This window comes from Shewanella colwelliana, from assembly GCF_001735525.1.
GTDB classification, from domain to species: Bacteria; Pseudomonadota; Gammaproteobacteria; order Enterobacterales; family Shewanellaceae; genus Shewanella; species Shewanella colwelliana.
This window is the reverse complement of the sequence record NZ_MCBT01000018.1, coordinates 173032-188697: the sequence shown is the minus strand read 5'-3', so window position 1 is coordinate 188697 and position 15666 is coordinate 173032. Positions and strand designations below refer to the sequence as shown.

The following is a 15666-nucleotide window of genomic DNA, read 5'->3' as shown; positions in this document are numbered from 1 at the left end:
CAAGAAAATGATTCCAGTAGTGGCCCTCGTTGGCCGACCAAACGTAGGTAAGTCGACCCTATTCAATCGTCTTACGCGCACCAGAGATGCCTTGGTAGCTGACTACCCAGGATTGACTCGGGATCGTAAGTACGGCCGTGCACACCTTTCTGGTTATGAGTTTATCGTGGTTGATACCGGTGGTATTGATGGCAGCGAAGAGGGTATCGAAACACGCATGGCTGAGCAGTCGCTGGCGGCGATTGAAGAAGCCGATGTGGTACTGTTTTTGACCGATGCTCGTGCAGGATTAACCTCAGCCGATGAAGCGATTGCAGCGCATTTACGTCGCCGTGAAAAAACCACTTTTGTGGTGGCTAACAAAGTTGATGGTATCGATGCCGATTCTGCTTGTGGCGAGTTTTGGGCCCTTGGCTTAGGCGAAGTGTATCAGATGGCTGCGTCGCAAGGTCGTGGTGTCACCAACATGATTGAATATGCATTAGCACCTTATGCCGAAGCTCTCGGTTTAACTCGTGATGGTGAAGAGGGCGAGCCTGAAGAGGAGCGTGAATACACCGAAGAGGAAGCGGAAGCTGAGCAGAAGCGCCTACAAGATCTACCGATCAAACTGGCGATTATTGGTAAGCCGAACGTGGGTAAGTCAACATTGACTAACCGCATCTTAGGTGAAGAGCGAGTGGTGGTTTATGATGAGCCAGGTACCACCCGTGACAGTATCTATATTCCCCTTGAGCGTGATGGTCAAGAGTATGTGATTATTGATACCGCTGGTGTTCGTCGTCGCAGCAAAGTGCATGAAACCGTCGAGAAGTTCTCGGTGATTAAGACATTGAAAGCGGTAGAAGATGCTAACGTGGTACTGCTTATTGTTGATGCCCGTGAAGGTATTGCAGAGCAAGATTTAGGGCTATTAGGTTTTGCCCTCAACGCTGGTCGTGCGTTGGTGATTGCCGTGAACAAATGGGATGGTATCGACCAAGAGGTGAAAGATCGTGTTAAGAGCGAACTAGACCGCCGTCTTGGTTTTATCGACTTTGCGCGTATTCACTTTATCTCAGCATTACACGGTACGGGTGTTGGTCACCTGTTTGAGTCAGTGCAAGAAGCCTATGAGAGTGCAACCCGTCGCGTCAGCACCTCGATGCTGACCCGTATCATGCAGATGGCGCAAGACGATCATCAACCGCCATTGGTTAATGGTCGCCGTGTTAAGCTTAAATATGCTCATGCGGGTGGTTACAACCCACCAATTGTTGTGGTGCATGGTAACCAGGTTAAGAAACTGCCTGATTCATACAAGCGCTTTATGATGAACTACTACCGTCGTTCACTAAAAGTGATGGGAACGCCAATTCAGGTGCGTTTCCAAGAGGGTGGCAACCCGTTTGAGGGTATGAACAGTAAGAAGCTAACGGTAAGCCAAGAGCGTCGCCGTAAGCGTATGATGACTCATATTAAAGATACTAAGAAATAATTTTATTTCGACTATCTGTCCCAAAAGGCCAGCGATGTAAATCGCTGGCCTTTTTTGTGTTTGGCTTATTGTTGCTTAGCTAGTAGCTATTAAGCTCTAAATACGCCAATTTGTTGTTTTATCTCTGCGGCTAAGTCAGAGAGTCCTTGCGCCGCATCAACGGTATCGGTGGCGCGCTGTTCACCATCACGTGCCAGCTCAGTGATTTGATGCAAGTTACGGGTGATCTCGTCGGCTACAGCACTTTGCTGTTCTGTGGCACTGGCAATGCTGCTCGACGCAATGGCTAACTCACCAATGCTGATAGTGATTTGATTGAGTTGCGTAGCGGCTTCCTCTCCTTGGTCTGCGGAGGCCGCACCGAGTTGATGGCTTTGTCCCATCTGCTCTGCGGTAATTTTAATCTGTGACTGCAGCTCAGTGATGGTTTGACCAATCTCAGAGATTGATGTTTGAGTGCGCTGGGCAAGGGTGCGCACTTCGTCTGCAACAACTGCAAACCCTCGGCCTTGTTCACCCGCTCTCGCCGCCTCAATGGCCGCATTGAGTGCCAGTAAGTTGGTTTGCTCTGCAATACTATTAATGACTTCGGTCACTTGGCTAATTGCTTCGCTTTGCTTGCTAACGCTTTCGACACTGACATGGCTGGCATCTAGCTGCTGGCTGAGTGTCGCTAGCCCTTTGACCACATTGTCTAAGGTTTGGTGACCCTCGCGCGATGCAATGTCTACTTGCTGGCTTTTTTGGGCACCATCACCTGCATGGGTCGCTACATCCCGAATTGAGGTAGACATCTCCTCTATCGCGGTGGCGATTTGGTCGGTTTGCGCCATCAGTGCTTGCGCTTCATCGCCGTTGAGCCGTGCAATTTCCTGGGCGCTTCGGGCTTGATTCTCTAATGTGTTGACCGAACTTTGTAGTGCGTGAATTAAGGCTTTTAAACTGTCAGCCATTTGTGAGGCACTAATCGTGATTTTATCGACTTCATTATCGCTGTTTTCGCTTGGCATAATGAACTGCTGGCTGAGGTCTCCTTGACCAAGTTGGGTTAGCTGTAGTTGTAATGCGCGCAGCGGCTTAAGGGTTCTAAGCAGTACAAAAGAGAGCAGCAGTGTAATAACGAATACGCCAATGGTGGCCACAGCGGCATTGATACTTAGTAGCTTTAAACTCTCCTCGTTAAGCTCACGCATTTTGGCTTGACCCAGTAAGGTCCATTTCCAACCCGGAATAGTGAGTGTATAGGCATACATTGGCTCTTTATTGTCGTTAAGGTATTCCCATGAACCTTTGTCTTGTTTTACCTGAATCAACGAAAGGCCATCGAGTTGTTGTTCGGTAAGTTGGGTGCCAGGCGCTTGGTGTGGATTGGCGATAATGCTGTTATCGATGTTGCGTATCAGAGTAAAGAAGCCTGACTCTTCAAGGCGAAGTTGATTCATCGAGCGTTGCAGTTCGGTGAGTGAGTCGGAGATATCAAAACCGATATAGAGAATACCGATCGTGTCGCCTTGAGGCCCTTCGATTGGGCGGTAAACGGTCATGTAATCGCGACCAAACAGGTTTGCGTAACCTTCATACTCCTTGCCATTGATGAGTGCGTTATATCCAGGGTGTGATTTACCTAGGTACGTGCCAAGCGCTCGTTTGCCGTCGGCTTTTTTTAACGAGGTGGAGATACGGATAAAGTCATCACCATCACGAACAAAAACCGTTGCATTGCCGCCAGTTAAGTTTGAATAGCGATCGACCTTACTCTTAGAAGCGTTAATCTGCTCTTTTTCATGCACCAGTGCAGGGGTGGGTTTCCCTAAGACTCTGACCGTCTTGTCAGGCTTAAAAAACTGTCCCGGATACATGGCGCGTAACACATCGGCGTTGCGCCTTGCTAGCATCAGCAGACTATTGTATTGCAGTTCGATAAGATCAGCGGTGCTTTGCATCTGTGCTTGCATAGCTGTCTTACCTTTCTCTTCGAGGACCTTGGCGGCGGTAATGTAGGATACGCTGCTTAAAATACCAAAGACAAAAACGGTGAGGACAAAGGCTAGCACACCAATCTGTTTTGCGATTGGCCAATGTTTATAATTCATCTTATTAGTCCATCTCATTATTATAGTTGGCTTAATCTAGCGAAATAGAAAGATGAAAGTTTTGATATAGGTCTAATTCAAATTAATAAGTTAGAAACTAGTAGGTTATTTGTTTGTGTTTGAGAACAGACGCTCATCACTCATGGGATAAGTGATGAGCATAGCAAGGATTATGCTGAAACCTGTGTGGGTTGCAACGCATTATCTTTGGGGGCAGCCTTCATGACTAATTGATACATAGTGGGGACCCAAATGAGTGATAGTAGAGTGGTCAATAGGGTGCCGCCAGCGATGGCGATGGCGAACGGAGGCCAGAAACCGCCCCCTGCAATGATCAGTGGGAGAAAACCACCGATAGTGGTGATGGTGGTTGAGCCAATATGGCGCCCACAACTGCTGACCACTCGGACTATTTGCTCGGTGGTCTCAGCGCGAGCGTTAGGCATATCTTCCAGTTCGGCCAAAATCACGATGGCTGCATTAATGGCTAACCCCATGAGTCCTAATAAACCAATGATCACGGTAAAGCCGAATGGATAACCAAACAGATAGACGGCTAATAGCCCCAAACCTGCTGATTGTAATGCGCTGAGCAGAATTATCCCTGTCAGCCTAAAGGAGTTGAATGATAGCACCACGGTTGCCAGTAACAGGGTGACGACCAAGACGATATTTGACAGTAAATTCCCTACAGCTTCATTGCGTTTTGCGCTCTCACCGCCTACTTCAATCTGATAGCCTGCAGGTAACTTAATGGCGTCAATTCTGGCTTTGGCATCGTTGAGCACTTGTTGAGGCAATACGCCGCTAGTGAGGTAGGCCTCGACAGTATTGACTCGTTGACCATCTCGTCTAGGAATCGCCCCTAAACTGACATCGATTCGGCTGCTTGATAGCGCTGATAGCGGAATGCCATTGCCCGTAGGTGACAAGAGGTTTATCTCAGAAAGTTTAGACTGTTGCTCTCGGTTAATATCTTGGGTGCGGACTCGGATGGGCAGCGACTCGGCTTGTTCGAGTATACTGCCGCCATTAATGCCCGTTGTGGCCATTTGGATCTGGTTGGCAATATCGGTGAGTGATAGGCCACTCATTAAACTGGCATCCTCATTTAATTGAAACCAGACTTTCGGTGCTCCAGCACTTAAGGTTGCGCGGGTATGGATCACATCATGGGTGGTGATCAGTACCCGGCGAACCTCATCACCTAGTTCACGCAACTTATCTAAATTGGGCCCATAAATTCTCAATTCGACAGGGGCATTAAAAGGCGGGCCTTGTTCCAGTTTTCTAACTAAAATTTGGGCTTCGGTAAAGGTCTCATCAAACTGGCGCTGCAATCGAGGGATCAACATGTTGGCGGTGTCAAAATCCGCCACTTTGACCATTGCTTGGGCGTAGTTACTCGCACCTTGCTGACGTTGTAAAAGGTTGTAGTAAAAGGAGGGAGTATTACCGCCGATCACCCAGTCAAGTCGTTCAATCTTGCCCGTATGTCTAAGTTCAGCGTCGATGCGTTCAACCAATTTTCGAGTGTAGTGAATACTTGACTGTGGTGGTAGATGTACCTCTATTTGAAACATATCTCTGTCAGAAGGCGGGAAAAACTGCTCGGTCATTTGCCCTGCAGCCATAAATCCTGAAATTGGCAATATACCTATAATAAGTCCCGCGAGAAGAGGGCGTTTAAGTGCTTGATGTAAAGTGAATGTAAATGCCTGACTGAGCGCAGGAAAACTGATGCCTTTTTGATACCACTTACTAGCCGTACCTGTAGAGCCAAATCGACCTGCGAGCCCTGCAATAAGGGTATGGGAGATAAGGTAAGACCCTAACAACGCAAACATCACAGAGATAGCGATACCGCCAACAAACTCCCCAGCAGCGCCAGGCATGAGTACAATAGGCGCAAAGGCGAGCATGGTGGTAATGGTTGAGCCTGCTAAGGGTAACCACAGGTGCTTAAGTGTGTCGGCGACCGCAGTGAGCTTATCAATGCCTTGTTGGCGGCGCTGAGCAATAGCATCGACAATAACAATCGCATTGTCGACCATGATCCCCAAGGCAACCACTAGCCCAGTTACTGACATTTGGTGTATTGGTAAGCCAATGTATTTCATACAGGCAAGGGTGAATAGCGCCGTTAATGGCAGTGACAGTGACACAATTACTGCATTGCGAAGCCCTAAGGTAAGCATTAATACGGCAAGAATAATAACAAAACCTAGCAATAGGCTACCGATTAGATCACTTAAGCGCTGAGTGGTATACCCCTCTTGGTCAAAAAGCCACTCAATTTTTATATTTGACGATAGTTCACCATTCATCTGCTCAACCACTTTGTGCACCCGCTGTAGCCATAAGTCGACACGAGTATTATTAAGCATTCTTGCAGAGACCATTACCCCTTGTTGTTGGTTGATTAAGGCAATACTGCTCTCTGGGGTTTTGGGTTGGCGCAATACCTTAGCGACTTCAGATAAACGCACTATTTGGCCTGAGGCGTCCACTTTTAGCGGGACTTGCTTAATGCGAGTTACCGAGTCGAGTTCACCTGAAACTTCAACCAAGGCGCGAAAATTCTCATTATTGATTTCGCCAGCGGAGACTTTAGTGTCAGCATTGGCAAGAATTTGTGCAATAGCAGCAGAAGTCAGCCCTAATTGATTAACGCGATTACCGTCCAGTTGCACTAAAATCTCTTCAGTGGGGGCACCGTAGAGTTTGACAAAGTCGGTACCGCTTACAAGGCGTAATTGGCTTTGCAGCTCTTTTGCATAACGATTGATGATATCTAGCCGAGGCTTGCCACTGCCTGCCCATACTAAACCAAGGATGGCAGTGTTGGCATAGCCAAGTTGATCATCAAGCAAGGAATTTTGTGCACTCAGTGGCAGTTTGGCTTTGGCGTCACTGACTAAGTCGCGTGCACGAGACCACACGGGATCGGTTTCTGTTACGCTGTCTTTTAGCTCAAGTTGAATGACTGAAATTCCTGGGCGTGACGTTGATTGAATAAGCTTTAGCTCCTCTAAACGTCGCAATTGGTTTTCTAAAACTTCAGTTACCAAGGCTTCAACACGTTCGGCCGATGCGCCTGGATAGTGGGTGACTACCGAGGCGAAACGGTTGGTAATGTTGGGGTCTTCCATGCGAGGAAGACTATTTATCGCACCCAGCCCTGCGACAATCAGCAGGGCGATGACAAGGCTGGCTAAGCGTCCATTTTCTACCAGAGCTTTAATCATCATTACCTCGATGCCACATCTGTATTAAGTGTCACGACTTCACCGACCACTAGCTTATGTAATCCATGGGTCACATACATTTCGTTGTTCCTGACAGCCCCGGTGATGTAAGCCTGCTCGCCGCGAGTGTAGAGGATCTCAATGTCACGACGTTCTATGCGGTATTGGCCTTTCTCCTCTTCAACCAATACGTAAATGTTCCAAAGTCCACGCAGGCCGTCTGTTAATGAAGATAGTGGGATCCAATAACCTGACTGTTCGATACGCTTACCATAGTTAAGGTACGCCAACTCACCATTGATTACCGGAGCGTCAGTAGGCAGGGTAAAACGCACAGGTACGGTACGCGTGACTGGGTTGACTTCTGCCCCTATACCGGCAACGGTGGCGCTATAGTTAGTATCGTTAACGCGCAGTGGCAGCTTTTGGCCATCGTTAAGAGCTTGAGCAATATTCACTGGTACGCCAATAATGGCTTGTGGATTGTTCAGTTGGATAAGGGTAAATAGTGGGGAGCCAAGTGCTACCACTTCGCCTAAGTTGTTATTACGTTTTGCGATGACGCCATCAAACGGGGCGATGAGTGTTGATTTTTCTATACGTAGTTGATTAGCGGCAATCGATGCCCTGAGTCGTTGCCTTGCCGCTTTCAAACTGTTGAGCTGTCCTTTTAGCTCATCTAAAGTTTGCTCTGAGGTGTAACCTTGTTTTTTGAGTTCCAGACTGCGGTTAAGCGTGCTTTTGGCTAAATCAAGATCGGCACTGTTTTGCGCTAAGCTCGCTTCAAGTTCTTGTTTTTCAGCTAAGAGTAACGATGTATCTAACTGGGCGAGGAGTTGGCCCTGTTTGACGCTGTTACCGCTATCAACGGCTAATTGATTAATTTTACCTGCGAGTTCAAAACCGATGGCGGTGGTGTTTCCTGATCGAATGTTACCAGTAAATTGTTGTTCGATTTCATAAGCGCTTGCTTCGATCAGGGTGTTGCTGGCCACTTTGGTAATTTGAATCTGTCCAACGTCGGTAACGGGCCCTGGTTGACACGCACTCAAGGTACCAGTGATTAAGACGAGTAGGGCGGCGCGACGACGTGATGCGACGTTAAACATTTTCATTCTGATACGCTTCCATGGTTAACAGTAGGTAATAAAATCGTTAAACTAGACTTGGTAGTCTAATTTGCGTGAACTAGACTGTCTAGTCTAGTTTGTGTAAAAATATGTCGATATTAACAAATCACTTAATGTGTGGAGAGTAAATGGTCCAGTCATCAATTAGCCGAAGCGAACAGAAAAAAGCGCAGATTTTGACCGCGGCAATCGACCTGTTTTGTGGCCAAGGTTTTCCTAACACGAGTATGGATGAGGTGGCTAAAAAGGCGGGAGTGTCTAAGCAGACGGTCTACTCGCACTTTGGCAGTAAAGACGATCTGTTTATTGCATCGATAGAGTCTAAGTGTGTTGTACACCAAGTGACCGATGAGTTATTTACAAATCCTGATGATCCCGTGTCGGCATTAATGCAGTTTGGTAGCTATTTTGGTGAGATGATTATTTCGCCCGAGGCATTAGACGTATTTAAAACGTGCGTAGCGCAGTCAGATTCACATCCTGAGATCTCTCAGTTATTTTTTAACGCAGGCCCACAACATTTACTCGGTTTACTAGAGCGCTATTTTATTGAAGTGGAACAACGCCACACCTATCGTTTTGGTGATTGCCGTGATGCTGGTGTGCGACTGTGCTTGATGCTGTTTGGTGAAATGCGACTAAAGTTAGAGTTGGGTTTGCCTGTGGATGATCTGGTGGCTAACAGAGAAACCTATATTCGTGACACTGTTGCGATGTTTTTACGTGCCTACCGTTGTGATTAATTTAGCTAGAGAGTGATCGTAAAGTTAAAAGCAAGCGTATTAGGTCTCTGATAATCAATATAAAGCTTTCAAAGTTGCTATGATGTTCATAGTATAAAATGTCATTAACTGTTGCTAATGGAGTTGGCATGAAAATTCGTACACAGCCCAATTTACTGTCTCTATCTTTGCTGCTTGCAGGCCTTGCGCTGGTGCCAGCCTCCCATGCTGCGAGTAAACCGTATTCCCCCTTTAGTGTTAGCGTTTCTCGTATAAGTACAGGTGATGCCGACATAGGTGATAGCAACTTGCAACTACAACGTGACACATGGTTGTTTGGGGCCAAAGCCTCAATCCCGTTAAACCGTGAGTGGTCAATGAGTATGAGTGCAAGTTATGACAAGCTAGATTATGACTGGGGAACACGTGGCGGCAGCTTGTTTGGTAATGGTGTCACCACATGGCCTTCAGTTGACCGTTATAGCGCTAGCATAGGCGTTAGTTACCGACCTAACAAACAGTGGATGTTTCTCTTTGCGCCAAAGATTCAGTATGCGTATGCCGACGGAACTTCATCTTCTAATGCCCAAAGTTATGGTGTGGTCGCCTCGGGGATGTATCGCTTCGAAAACGGCAATATGTTGGGACTAGGTGTTGCTTACTTAAATGATATTTCAGAGGTTCGAACCGTTCCCTATTTGGCCGTTAGCTGGCAAGTGACGGAAAACCTAAAGTTAAGCAATCCATTTTCAGCAGGCTTTAGTGGTCCTGCGGGCTTGGAGCTAAGTTATCAATTAACGGATGATGTGGATGTCGGTATTGGCACCTCAAAACGCACACAGCGTTTTTTAGTCAAAGATGATGAAACCACCATGGAAATAGATGAGTGGGTCAGTTTTCTGCGAGCGGGTTGGACTGCAACCTCATCCTTGTCATTTAATGGGTATGCTGGGTACTACTTTAATGGCGAACTGGAACTCAGTGACCCCAATAGCAGTGAGCAGATTGATAACCAGATGGCGCTGGCATTTGCTGCCGAATACAAATTTTAATAGTGGATAGCAAAAGGCCAAATCATCGTGACTTGGCCTTTTATTTTAATCTGTACTTTTGTATTTATGATTGACCAAGCATCGCTTTCTTTAAGCTTTTTTGAGCAGGTTTATCTCCCAACCAAATCTTAAGCAGTGCTTGGCGAAATAGCTCCCCTTCAATGGTGGGCTGCTGTTGACCATTTTTATAGGCGGTAACGCCAAACGCTTTTGTGGCTGCAAAGGTAAACTGGTCACCCTCTGCTATCTCATCGGAAAATAGCGCCATAAAGGTATCGATTTGTGCTTGGATGTCGGCGACATTTCCGTCAGTCGCATCATCAAATCCGTCGTTGATGGCATCGCTCATCTTGTCTGAAGTGATCATTCCAGAAGTCATATTGAGACGAATAACAACGATTGGTGCGTTAAGGATGTTATCAATGTTTGTGGTGCGTTGCGGCAGGTAAAGGCTACCAACGTAAAGGTCCATGAAAAATTTGCTGCGAACACCTGCACCATTTAAGTTCAGCGTATGCTCAGAGATAGAAATTGACTCGGCAATATCGACATCGGAGATGACCCTGGCTTGAGCTTGAGCACTCATGAGAAATAAAATGACAAACGCTATCTTAGTGAGGGACTTCATAAAACCTCTTTGTTTTAGCCGAATCTGTTGACCGTTAATATTGAGTTTGATGATGAATTAATTAACTTGCCGCGCAAAGATTGACTAGCCACGGTTACCTATTTGGTATTCGCCACTTTGATGAAAAAATGCTGCTTGTTTTTTCTTGGCAGAGATCAAGAGTGGACCGTCGTCAAAAAATAGAAAGCACTTCCAGTTGCGCACAAAAACGTCCCAACGTGTCTCAATGACGAGGTATTTTTCGTAGCAGAAATAGACTATCGTGTCGTCGGGCCAATCGAAATGGCTCGTCATCATCTCAGGTAGTGCGTCGTCTTCGCTGTCCCAAGCACTCTGCCAGTCTTGGAGCTCACTCCACACATCACCTTTAGCGGCCCAATCCCCTTTGGCAAACTGTTCTGCGCGGCTACTCTTGTTGCTTATCCACTTGTTCCACACTTCCATTGATGACTTTTGGTCTAAAGGCTTAACGAGTGCCTTGTCATCATCGGTCACAGGGAGATCTTTATGGTTAAAAATCCATTTGCGTTTGTATTGTTCCAGTGGAATGTAAGTATGTGCCACAAGGCCTCGCTATTGGGGAATGAATTATACGGCGCTTATTATACGGTTTGATAGGCAACAAAGGAAACTGCGCTAGCCGATAAAATTATCGTAAGGGCGCATAGTGGCACCTGTAAGCGACAACCTGTTAAAGATAACAGGTGAACTTTCAAAAATAATTGCTACTGAAGCTTAGAATTTTTTGTAAGTTAATCACCAGAGAGACTCTGGGTCGAAAAACCGCGATATGTGGATATTTGTAAGCAAAGCTCTGGTAAGCCTGTACCTGAGCTTTGTAGAGAGCATGACATAAGCATCAAACTTCATTACCAATATTTATGCTTATATGGGGATTACTTTGTTTTTAACAGGCTTATTACAGCTGGTATGCTTTTAAGATCTAAATCCTGCATTATTTCGTCAATAATATCAGTGAATGTAGATCGATGTTGGCGTACCACTTGATATACTTGAAAGCACAAGATGATATCACTTTCAGATAGCTCCCCATACTTGTAGGCTATGGCTGATAAATAACACCTGATAATTAGGCAATCCAGTACTAGTAGTCGAAAAGCCTTTAGTGGACCATCTTTTCCTAACATTGGAAAATGGTTATGATAAATAGAATAAAGTATATATCGTTCAAATATATCTGGAGACTTCCCTAATGACGGTAAAACGATTTCATGCCATGCATTGTTTAATGAATTAACACTGTATTGGTTATCTTCATTACATATTTTATTGACAGCTTCGTTTAGTCTTGTAAAGCGAGGCCTGCTTGCTCGAGAGTGTATTTTACATAGCTTTGAGTGAATAGAAACAAAGGCACTCGTTTGTACGCTAGGCGTATAGGGTATCTGTTTATACTGTTCTGTTAATAGGCCTGCCTGAACAAAACTCTGTAACTGATTCAGCCTTATATCTAGAGAAGAAAGGGGCTCAATACCTTTAGCTACATTGTCGCTGGTTTTGATAAGTAGCCCTATTGCAAGCAAAGACTCCTCCCAATCTAAGCCTAAATTAACTAGCAACTCTAAGCTGTAATCATAACTTTTTTCTTGCCATTCAGGAATTGGAGTTGCTGATTTATTACCACTAAATTGAGCATCAAACTGAAACGCTTCAGGCTCGAATAACACTATTCGTGTAACTTCAGGGCAAGATAGACTAAGGCTATTGTATCTGTTCCCCGCAATATGATTGCTTACTTTGGGATAGGTTTTACAAGTATCGCTTAGCGCGTCTTCTCCAGCCTTATCGTGTATTTTGCATAGTTTTTTTTCATTGAGGAACCTACAAGCTCCCTGTTCATCAAGTTCGATTACTGCCCAACTATCGTTATTTGTTTTAATTTCCTTAAACGCTATTTTGGCCAGAGAGGAGAAATCAGGGTGCTTAGCAATCTTTTTATAGGTTTTCTTGTCAAAATAAATCCCCCAGTCGTTGCAACAACTATCTTCACATTTTGGGCCAATGCAAGAAAACAAATTTACATAGTTTGGTGTTATAACAATATTCTTCATAGAGTAAATTCGATGGGATACTTTAATTTAAGATAGCAAATATTTTGACTTAGACACAAGAAAATATTTGTTTTCACGGTATTAATGAATAAATACATTATCCATCAATACCGTCACTTACAAACGGCTGATATAGTCTTGCGCAACAGCATTGTTGGGATCAGCTTGGAGTGCATGATAAAAGGCTGCCTTTGCACTTTCTGGTTGATCAATTTCAATCATAAATGAGCCGAGTTTGAGCCATATCGTTACATCCTCTGGGTATTTATCTAAATAGTTCAAGTATAGATTAATTGAAGCCTGCAGTTTTCCTTGGAGCTTCAATATGTGAGCATGTTGAGGAATGTATTCATCAATATTTTCAGATAATTTAGATAACGCATATTCAGCTGCGTCTATGTTTCCAAGTTTTAAAGCCAGTAGGCATATCTGTTTTAATTCTACTTCACTTTGTAAATGTTCATCTAATGCTAGTAGCACTTTGAGTGCTTGGCTTTGTTTATGCTCTAAGAGTAACTGATGACTATAGGCTAGATGGTAAAGCCGTCTGGCTGATTCATCTTCTTTAGCGATATCTTTAAGATTAGATGCCATTTTTATCAAACCAGTGTGATCATTGTCCCTAATTAACACTATTATTTTTTCAAAAACATTATCCATAGATGCTGATTTTTTTACAGTGTCTATGTATTCCTTTGGTTTAATGGAAAGCTGTTCTTGATATTCATGGGAAATTGAAATTAAAGCTTTATTATAATCTTCCAATTTTTTTGAGTTATTTTTAATCGTACTATATGTTTGCCAATCTGCATGATTATTGAGCCATATATTGACACGACCTTGATGCTGCTCGTTTCGCCAATAGCTAACTAGCTCTTCGAGATCGGCATCTTGAGATAGTTCACTTAGTCTATGGGTTAATCTTTCTTGTGCATCTTCTGCTAGTAATAGCAGTTTTTTTGAGACTTTCTTAAATGCAACATAGTAATTGACTGTCATCTGCAACATATGTTTAGGATCCCAGTCACCAGTCTTTTTTGTTGTCAAAAAAGCCGCAAATTCAGGAAAACCATAGGTTTTGATTAACGTTGCTACACTTGAATAATTTTGATTTATTTTTTTGTCTATTACTTCAATTTTGTAAATGTTTTTCTGTGCTTTATTTTGGGTGGCCTTTTCATCTTCTATTTGTCTACTTAAATCCAATGCCTCTTCTGACAGCTTGATTATGTCTGTAAGGGTGGCTATAAGTCGTTTGATCTCTTTCTTCGATGTAAGATTATCTTGTTTTCTATCTTCGCTACTTAGCTCTGGAATTAAACTGAGCAATTGTGAAGGAGAGTAATCGCTTGGAGAAAGAATAATCTGCTCGATATTTTTGTAATGTATACCATCAACCTTCGCAGCGTTTAACGATAGATTAAAAAATTCAATTTTAGGGTTGGCTTTCGCTTCTCCTGCTAATGCTTCCATTGCAAACTTTAGCTGAGTAACTGTTTCTGCTTTTTCACCACTGTAGGTCTCTACCCACTCACCCATAATCCCTAAATTAGGGCCAAGTGTCGATTCAACTGAATCTTTTGTATGGGTGAACCCCGTATTTGTGAAGCAAAGATCTACTCCAGTAAGTAAAATATTAGAGAAGCCCATTTTTGTCGCTAAATGGACTGATGCATTGGTTACTGTAGGTCCTAATGTCTTTATGTTTTGAGTATTTTCTAGTTGCCATGGATACTTATTATCCATAAAAAGGCTTTTTCCAGGCCATTGGCCTAGCAACCTAGAGCTCACATGAAATGAGTTAACGAATAAGCTCGAATCGGCCAAGGACATCATGCCTCGGTTAACTTCAAAGCTAAAGTCATATGGATCAACAGAAACAATGATGTGTGGTGTAATCCCTTCTTTGTATAACTTGCCGGCGATACGTGATACCGCAATAATAAATAAACTTTGGCTGTTTCGTCGAATCCAATCTATGTTGTCATCTAAGGAGGGGCCACCTGCAACAACAAGGCAAGTGTGTCCGATAAACTTATTGGCGAGTAAAGATGCTGGGAGCACGTTTTCGGAAATGTTTTTGAATTGCTCTTCAAAATACTTTTGCTGAGATGAGTTTAAATTTTGTTCAAGATGTTCAGCTTCCAAGGATTTAATTATTTGGGTATTTAGAATGCTGTACTCTGGAAGATGACTTGATGTGGCACCTAAGCTTCGATGATGCTTGAAATTATTTTTAAGAATATAAATCCCATAGGTTACTGAAGGAAATATTTTTGTAAATTCATCATAGTTATAAATAAATAAATTATCTTTTAAGTCTGTAGGAATGTCGATATTTAGGAGTTTTAGTACTGCATCTAGTTCAATGAAAATAAAGATACTTCCTTTCGGAATACCTTGTTCAATTAAATAGTTGACGAGTAAACCAGAATCTAAGCCGACAATCACTTGTAGCATATCTTCTTTGGCAAAGTCCTCTTTGAATTTCTTGTCGTATTGAGTTTTAGAATCAATCGACTCGAACATACTCCGATTAACGCTAGGGAGGTAGTATTCATTAAATCGACTGATAGAGAAGGTACTTTGTATGTTGGATTCAGCTAAATGCATTCGTTCTCCAATAGGTTCGATTAGTCAAGATTGATGTCTAGCAGTCTCAGTATGTTGTCACTAAATCATCGATGAGATCGCATATATAAGTTTACTTTAATTGCTTAATAATCTTTGCCGGTTGTCCTGCAACAACGACATAAGGTGGAACATCTTTGGTGACGACAGAACCCGCCGCGATGACACTGTTTTTGCCGACTGTGACGCCAGGTAAAACAATGGCATTAGCTCCAATCCATACACCGCTGCAAATAACGACTGGTTCTACAGGTTTATGCCCTTGAAAAAAAATGGGTAGATTAGGGTCGTTAAATTCATGGTTGGAAGTATAAATATGGACGCCAGAACCAATCAAAACAAAATCCTCAATAGTGATATTGACCGATTTATCTCCATGTTCTGATCCGAAAAGCATGGTTCCCGGCCTTAGAACGACCTCATCACCGATAGCAATATGGTCACAACATATCGCATAGCTGCCAGGTCTCATCGCACTATTTTTGCCAAACTTAGCATATTTTCGATGACACAACCATCTGCCAAGTCGCTTAGAATGTAGCAGGATATGAGTCAGCGGAATATCTGGCCCTATGCGTTTTACTTTAAACCAATAGCTGAGTTTTTTAAGCAT

11 protein-coding genes are annotated in these 15666 nt (G+C 43.8%); 3 read left to right on the top strand and 8 right to left on the bottom strand.

The window, feature by feature from the left end:
* The first annotated feature begins 7 nt into the window (after positions 1–7).
* Positions 8–1477 (top strand): ribosome biogenesis GTPase Der, encoded by a 1470-nt coding sequence (gene der, locus BEL05_RS07560; RefSeq protein ID WP_028765249.1) that lies wholly within the window; start codon positions 8–10, stop codon positions 1475–1477.
* A gap of 89 nt (positions 1478–1566) precedes the next feature.
* Here der and BEL05_RS07555 read toward each other — a convergent pair whose 3' ends face one another.
* The 3 genes from BEL05_RS07555 to BEL05_RS07545 all read right to left on the bottom strand — a co-directional run bounded on the left by BEL05_RS07555 (position 1567) and on the right by BEL05_RS07545 (position 7933).
* Positions 1567–3570: a methyl-accepting chemotaxis protein gene (locus tag BEL05_RS07555; RefSeq protein ID WP_069670794.1), complete on the bottom strand. Its 2004-nt coding sequence runs from the start codon at positions 3568–3570 to the stop codon at positions 1567–1569.
* Positions 3571–3740: 170 nt separating this feature from the next.
* On the bottom strand, positions 3741–6818 hold the full coding sequence (locus BEL05_RS07550; RefSeq protein ID WP_069670829.1) for an efflux RND transporter permease subunit: 3078 nt from the start codon (positions 6816–6818) through the stop codon (positions 3741–3743).
* Between the two features lie 2 nt (positions 6819–6820).
* The gene (locus BEL05_RS07545) at positions 6821–7933 is read right to left on the bottom strand and encodes an efflux RND transporter periplasmic adaptor subunit (RefSeq protein WP_069670793.1); all 1113 of its coding nucleotides are present in this window, start codon (positions 7931–7933) and stop codon (positions 6821–6823) included.
* 143 nt (positions 7934–8076) lie between these two features.
* Here BEL05_RS07545 and BEL05_RS07540 point away from each other — a divergent pair, with 143 nt between their 5' ends.
* Both BEL05_RS07540 and BEL05_RS07535 read left to right on the top strand, forming a co-directional pair.
* Entirely contained in the window at positions 8077–8691 is a 615-nt protein-coding gene (locus BEL05_RS07540; RefSeq protein ID WP_028765245.1) for a TetR/AcrR family transcriptional regulator, read from the top strand.
* A 128-nt stretch (positions 8692–8819) separates the two neighbouring features.
* Positions 8820–9722, top strand: coding sequence for a DUF6268 family outer membrane beta-barrel protein (locus BEL05_RS07535; RefSeq protein WP_028765244.1), 903 nt, complete (start codon positions 8820–8822; stop codon positions 9720–9722).
* Positions 9723–9786: 64 nt separating this feature from the next.
* On the opposite strand, the gene BEL05_RS07530 is transcribed toward BEL05_RS07535, so the two are convergent.
* The 5 genes from BEL05_RS07530 to BEL05_RS07510 all read right to left on the bottom strand — a co-directional run bounded on the left by BEL05_RS07530 (position 9787) and on the right by BEL05_RS07510 (position 15666).
* On the bottom strand, positions 9787–10350 hold the full coding sequence (locus BEL05_RS07530; RefSeq protein ID WP_069670792.1) for a chalcone isomerase family protein: 564 nt from the start codon (positions 10348–10350) through the stop codon (positions 9787–9789).
* Between the two features lie 84 nt (positions 10351–10434).
* The gene (locus tag BEL05_RS07525) at positions 10435–10914 is read right to left on the bottom strand and encodes a DUF2947 domain-containing protein (RefSeq protein ID WP_028765242.1); all 480 of its coding nucleotides are present in this window, start codon (positions 10912–10914) and stop codon (positions 10435–10437) included.
* Between the two features lie 332 nt (positions 10915–11246).
* Positions 11247–12422, bottom strand: coding sequence for a flagellin lysine-N-methylase (fliB, locus tag BEL05_RS07520; RefSeq protein ID WP_069670791.1), 1176 nt, complete (start codon positions 12420–12422; stop codon positions 11247–11249).
* A 117-nt stretch (positions 12423–12539) separates the two neighbouring features.
* Positions 12540–15035 carry a 6-hydroxymethylpterin diphosphokinase MptE-like protein gene (locus BEL05_RS07515; RefSeq protein WP_069670790.1) on the bottom strand — a complete coding sequence of 832 codons (2496 nt, stop codon included), beginning with the start codon at positions 15033–15035 and terminating at the stop codon, positions 12540–12542.
* Positions 15036–15126: 91 nt separating this feature from the next.
* Positions 15127–15666 carry an acyltransferase gene (locus BEL05_RS07510; protein WP_069670789.1) on the bottom strand — a complete coding sequence of 180 codons (540 nt, stop codon included), beginning with the start codon at positions 15664–15666 and terminating at the stop codon, positions 15127–15129.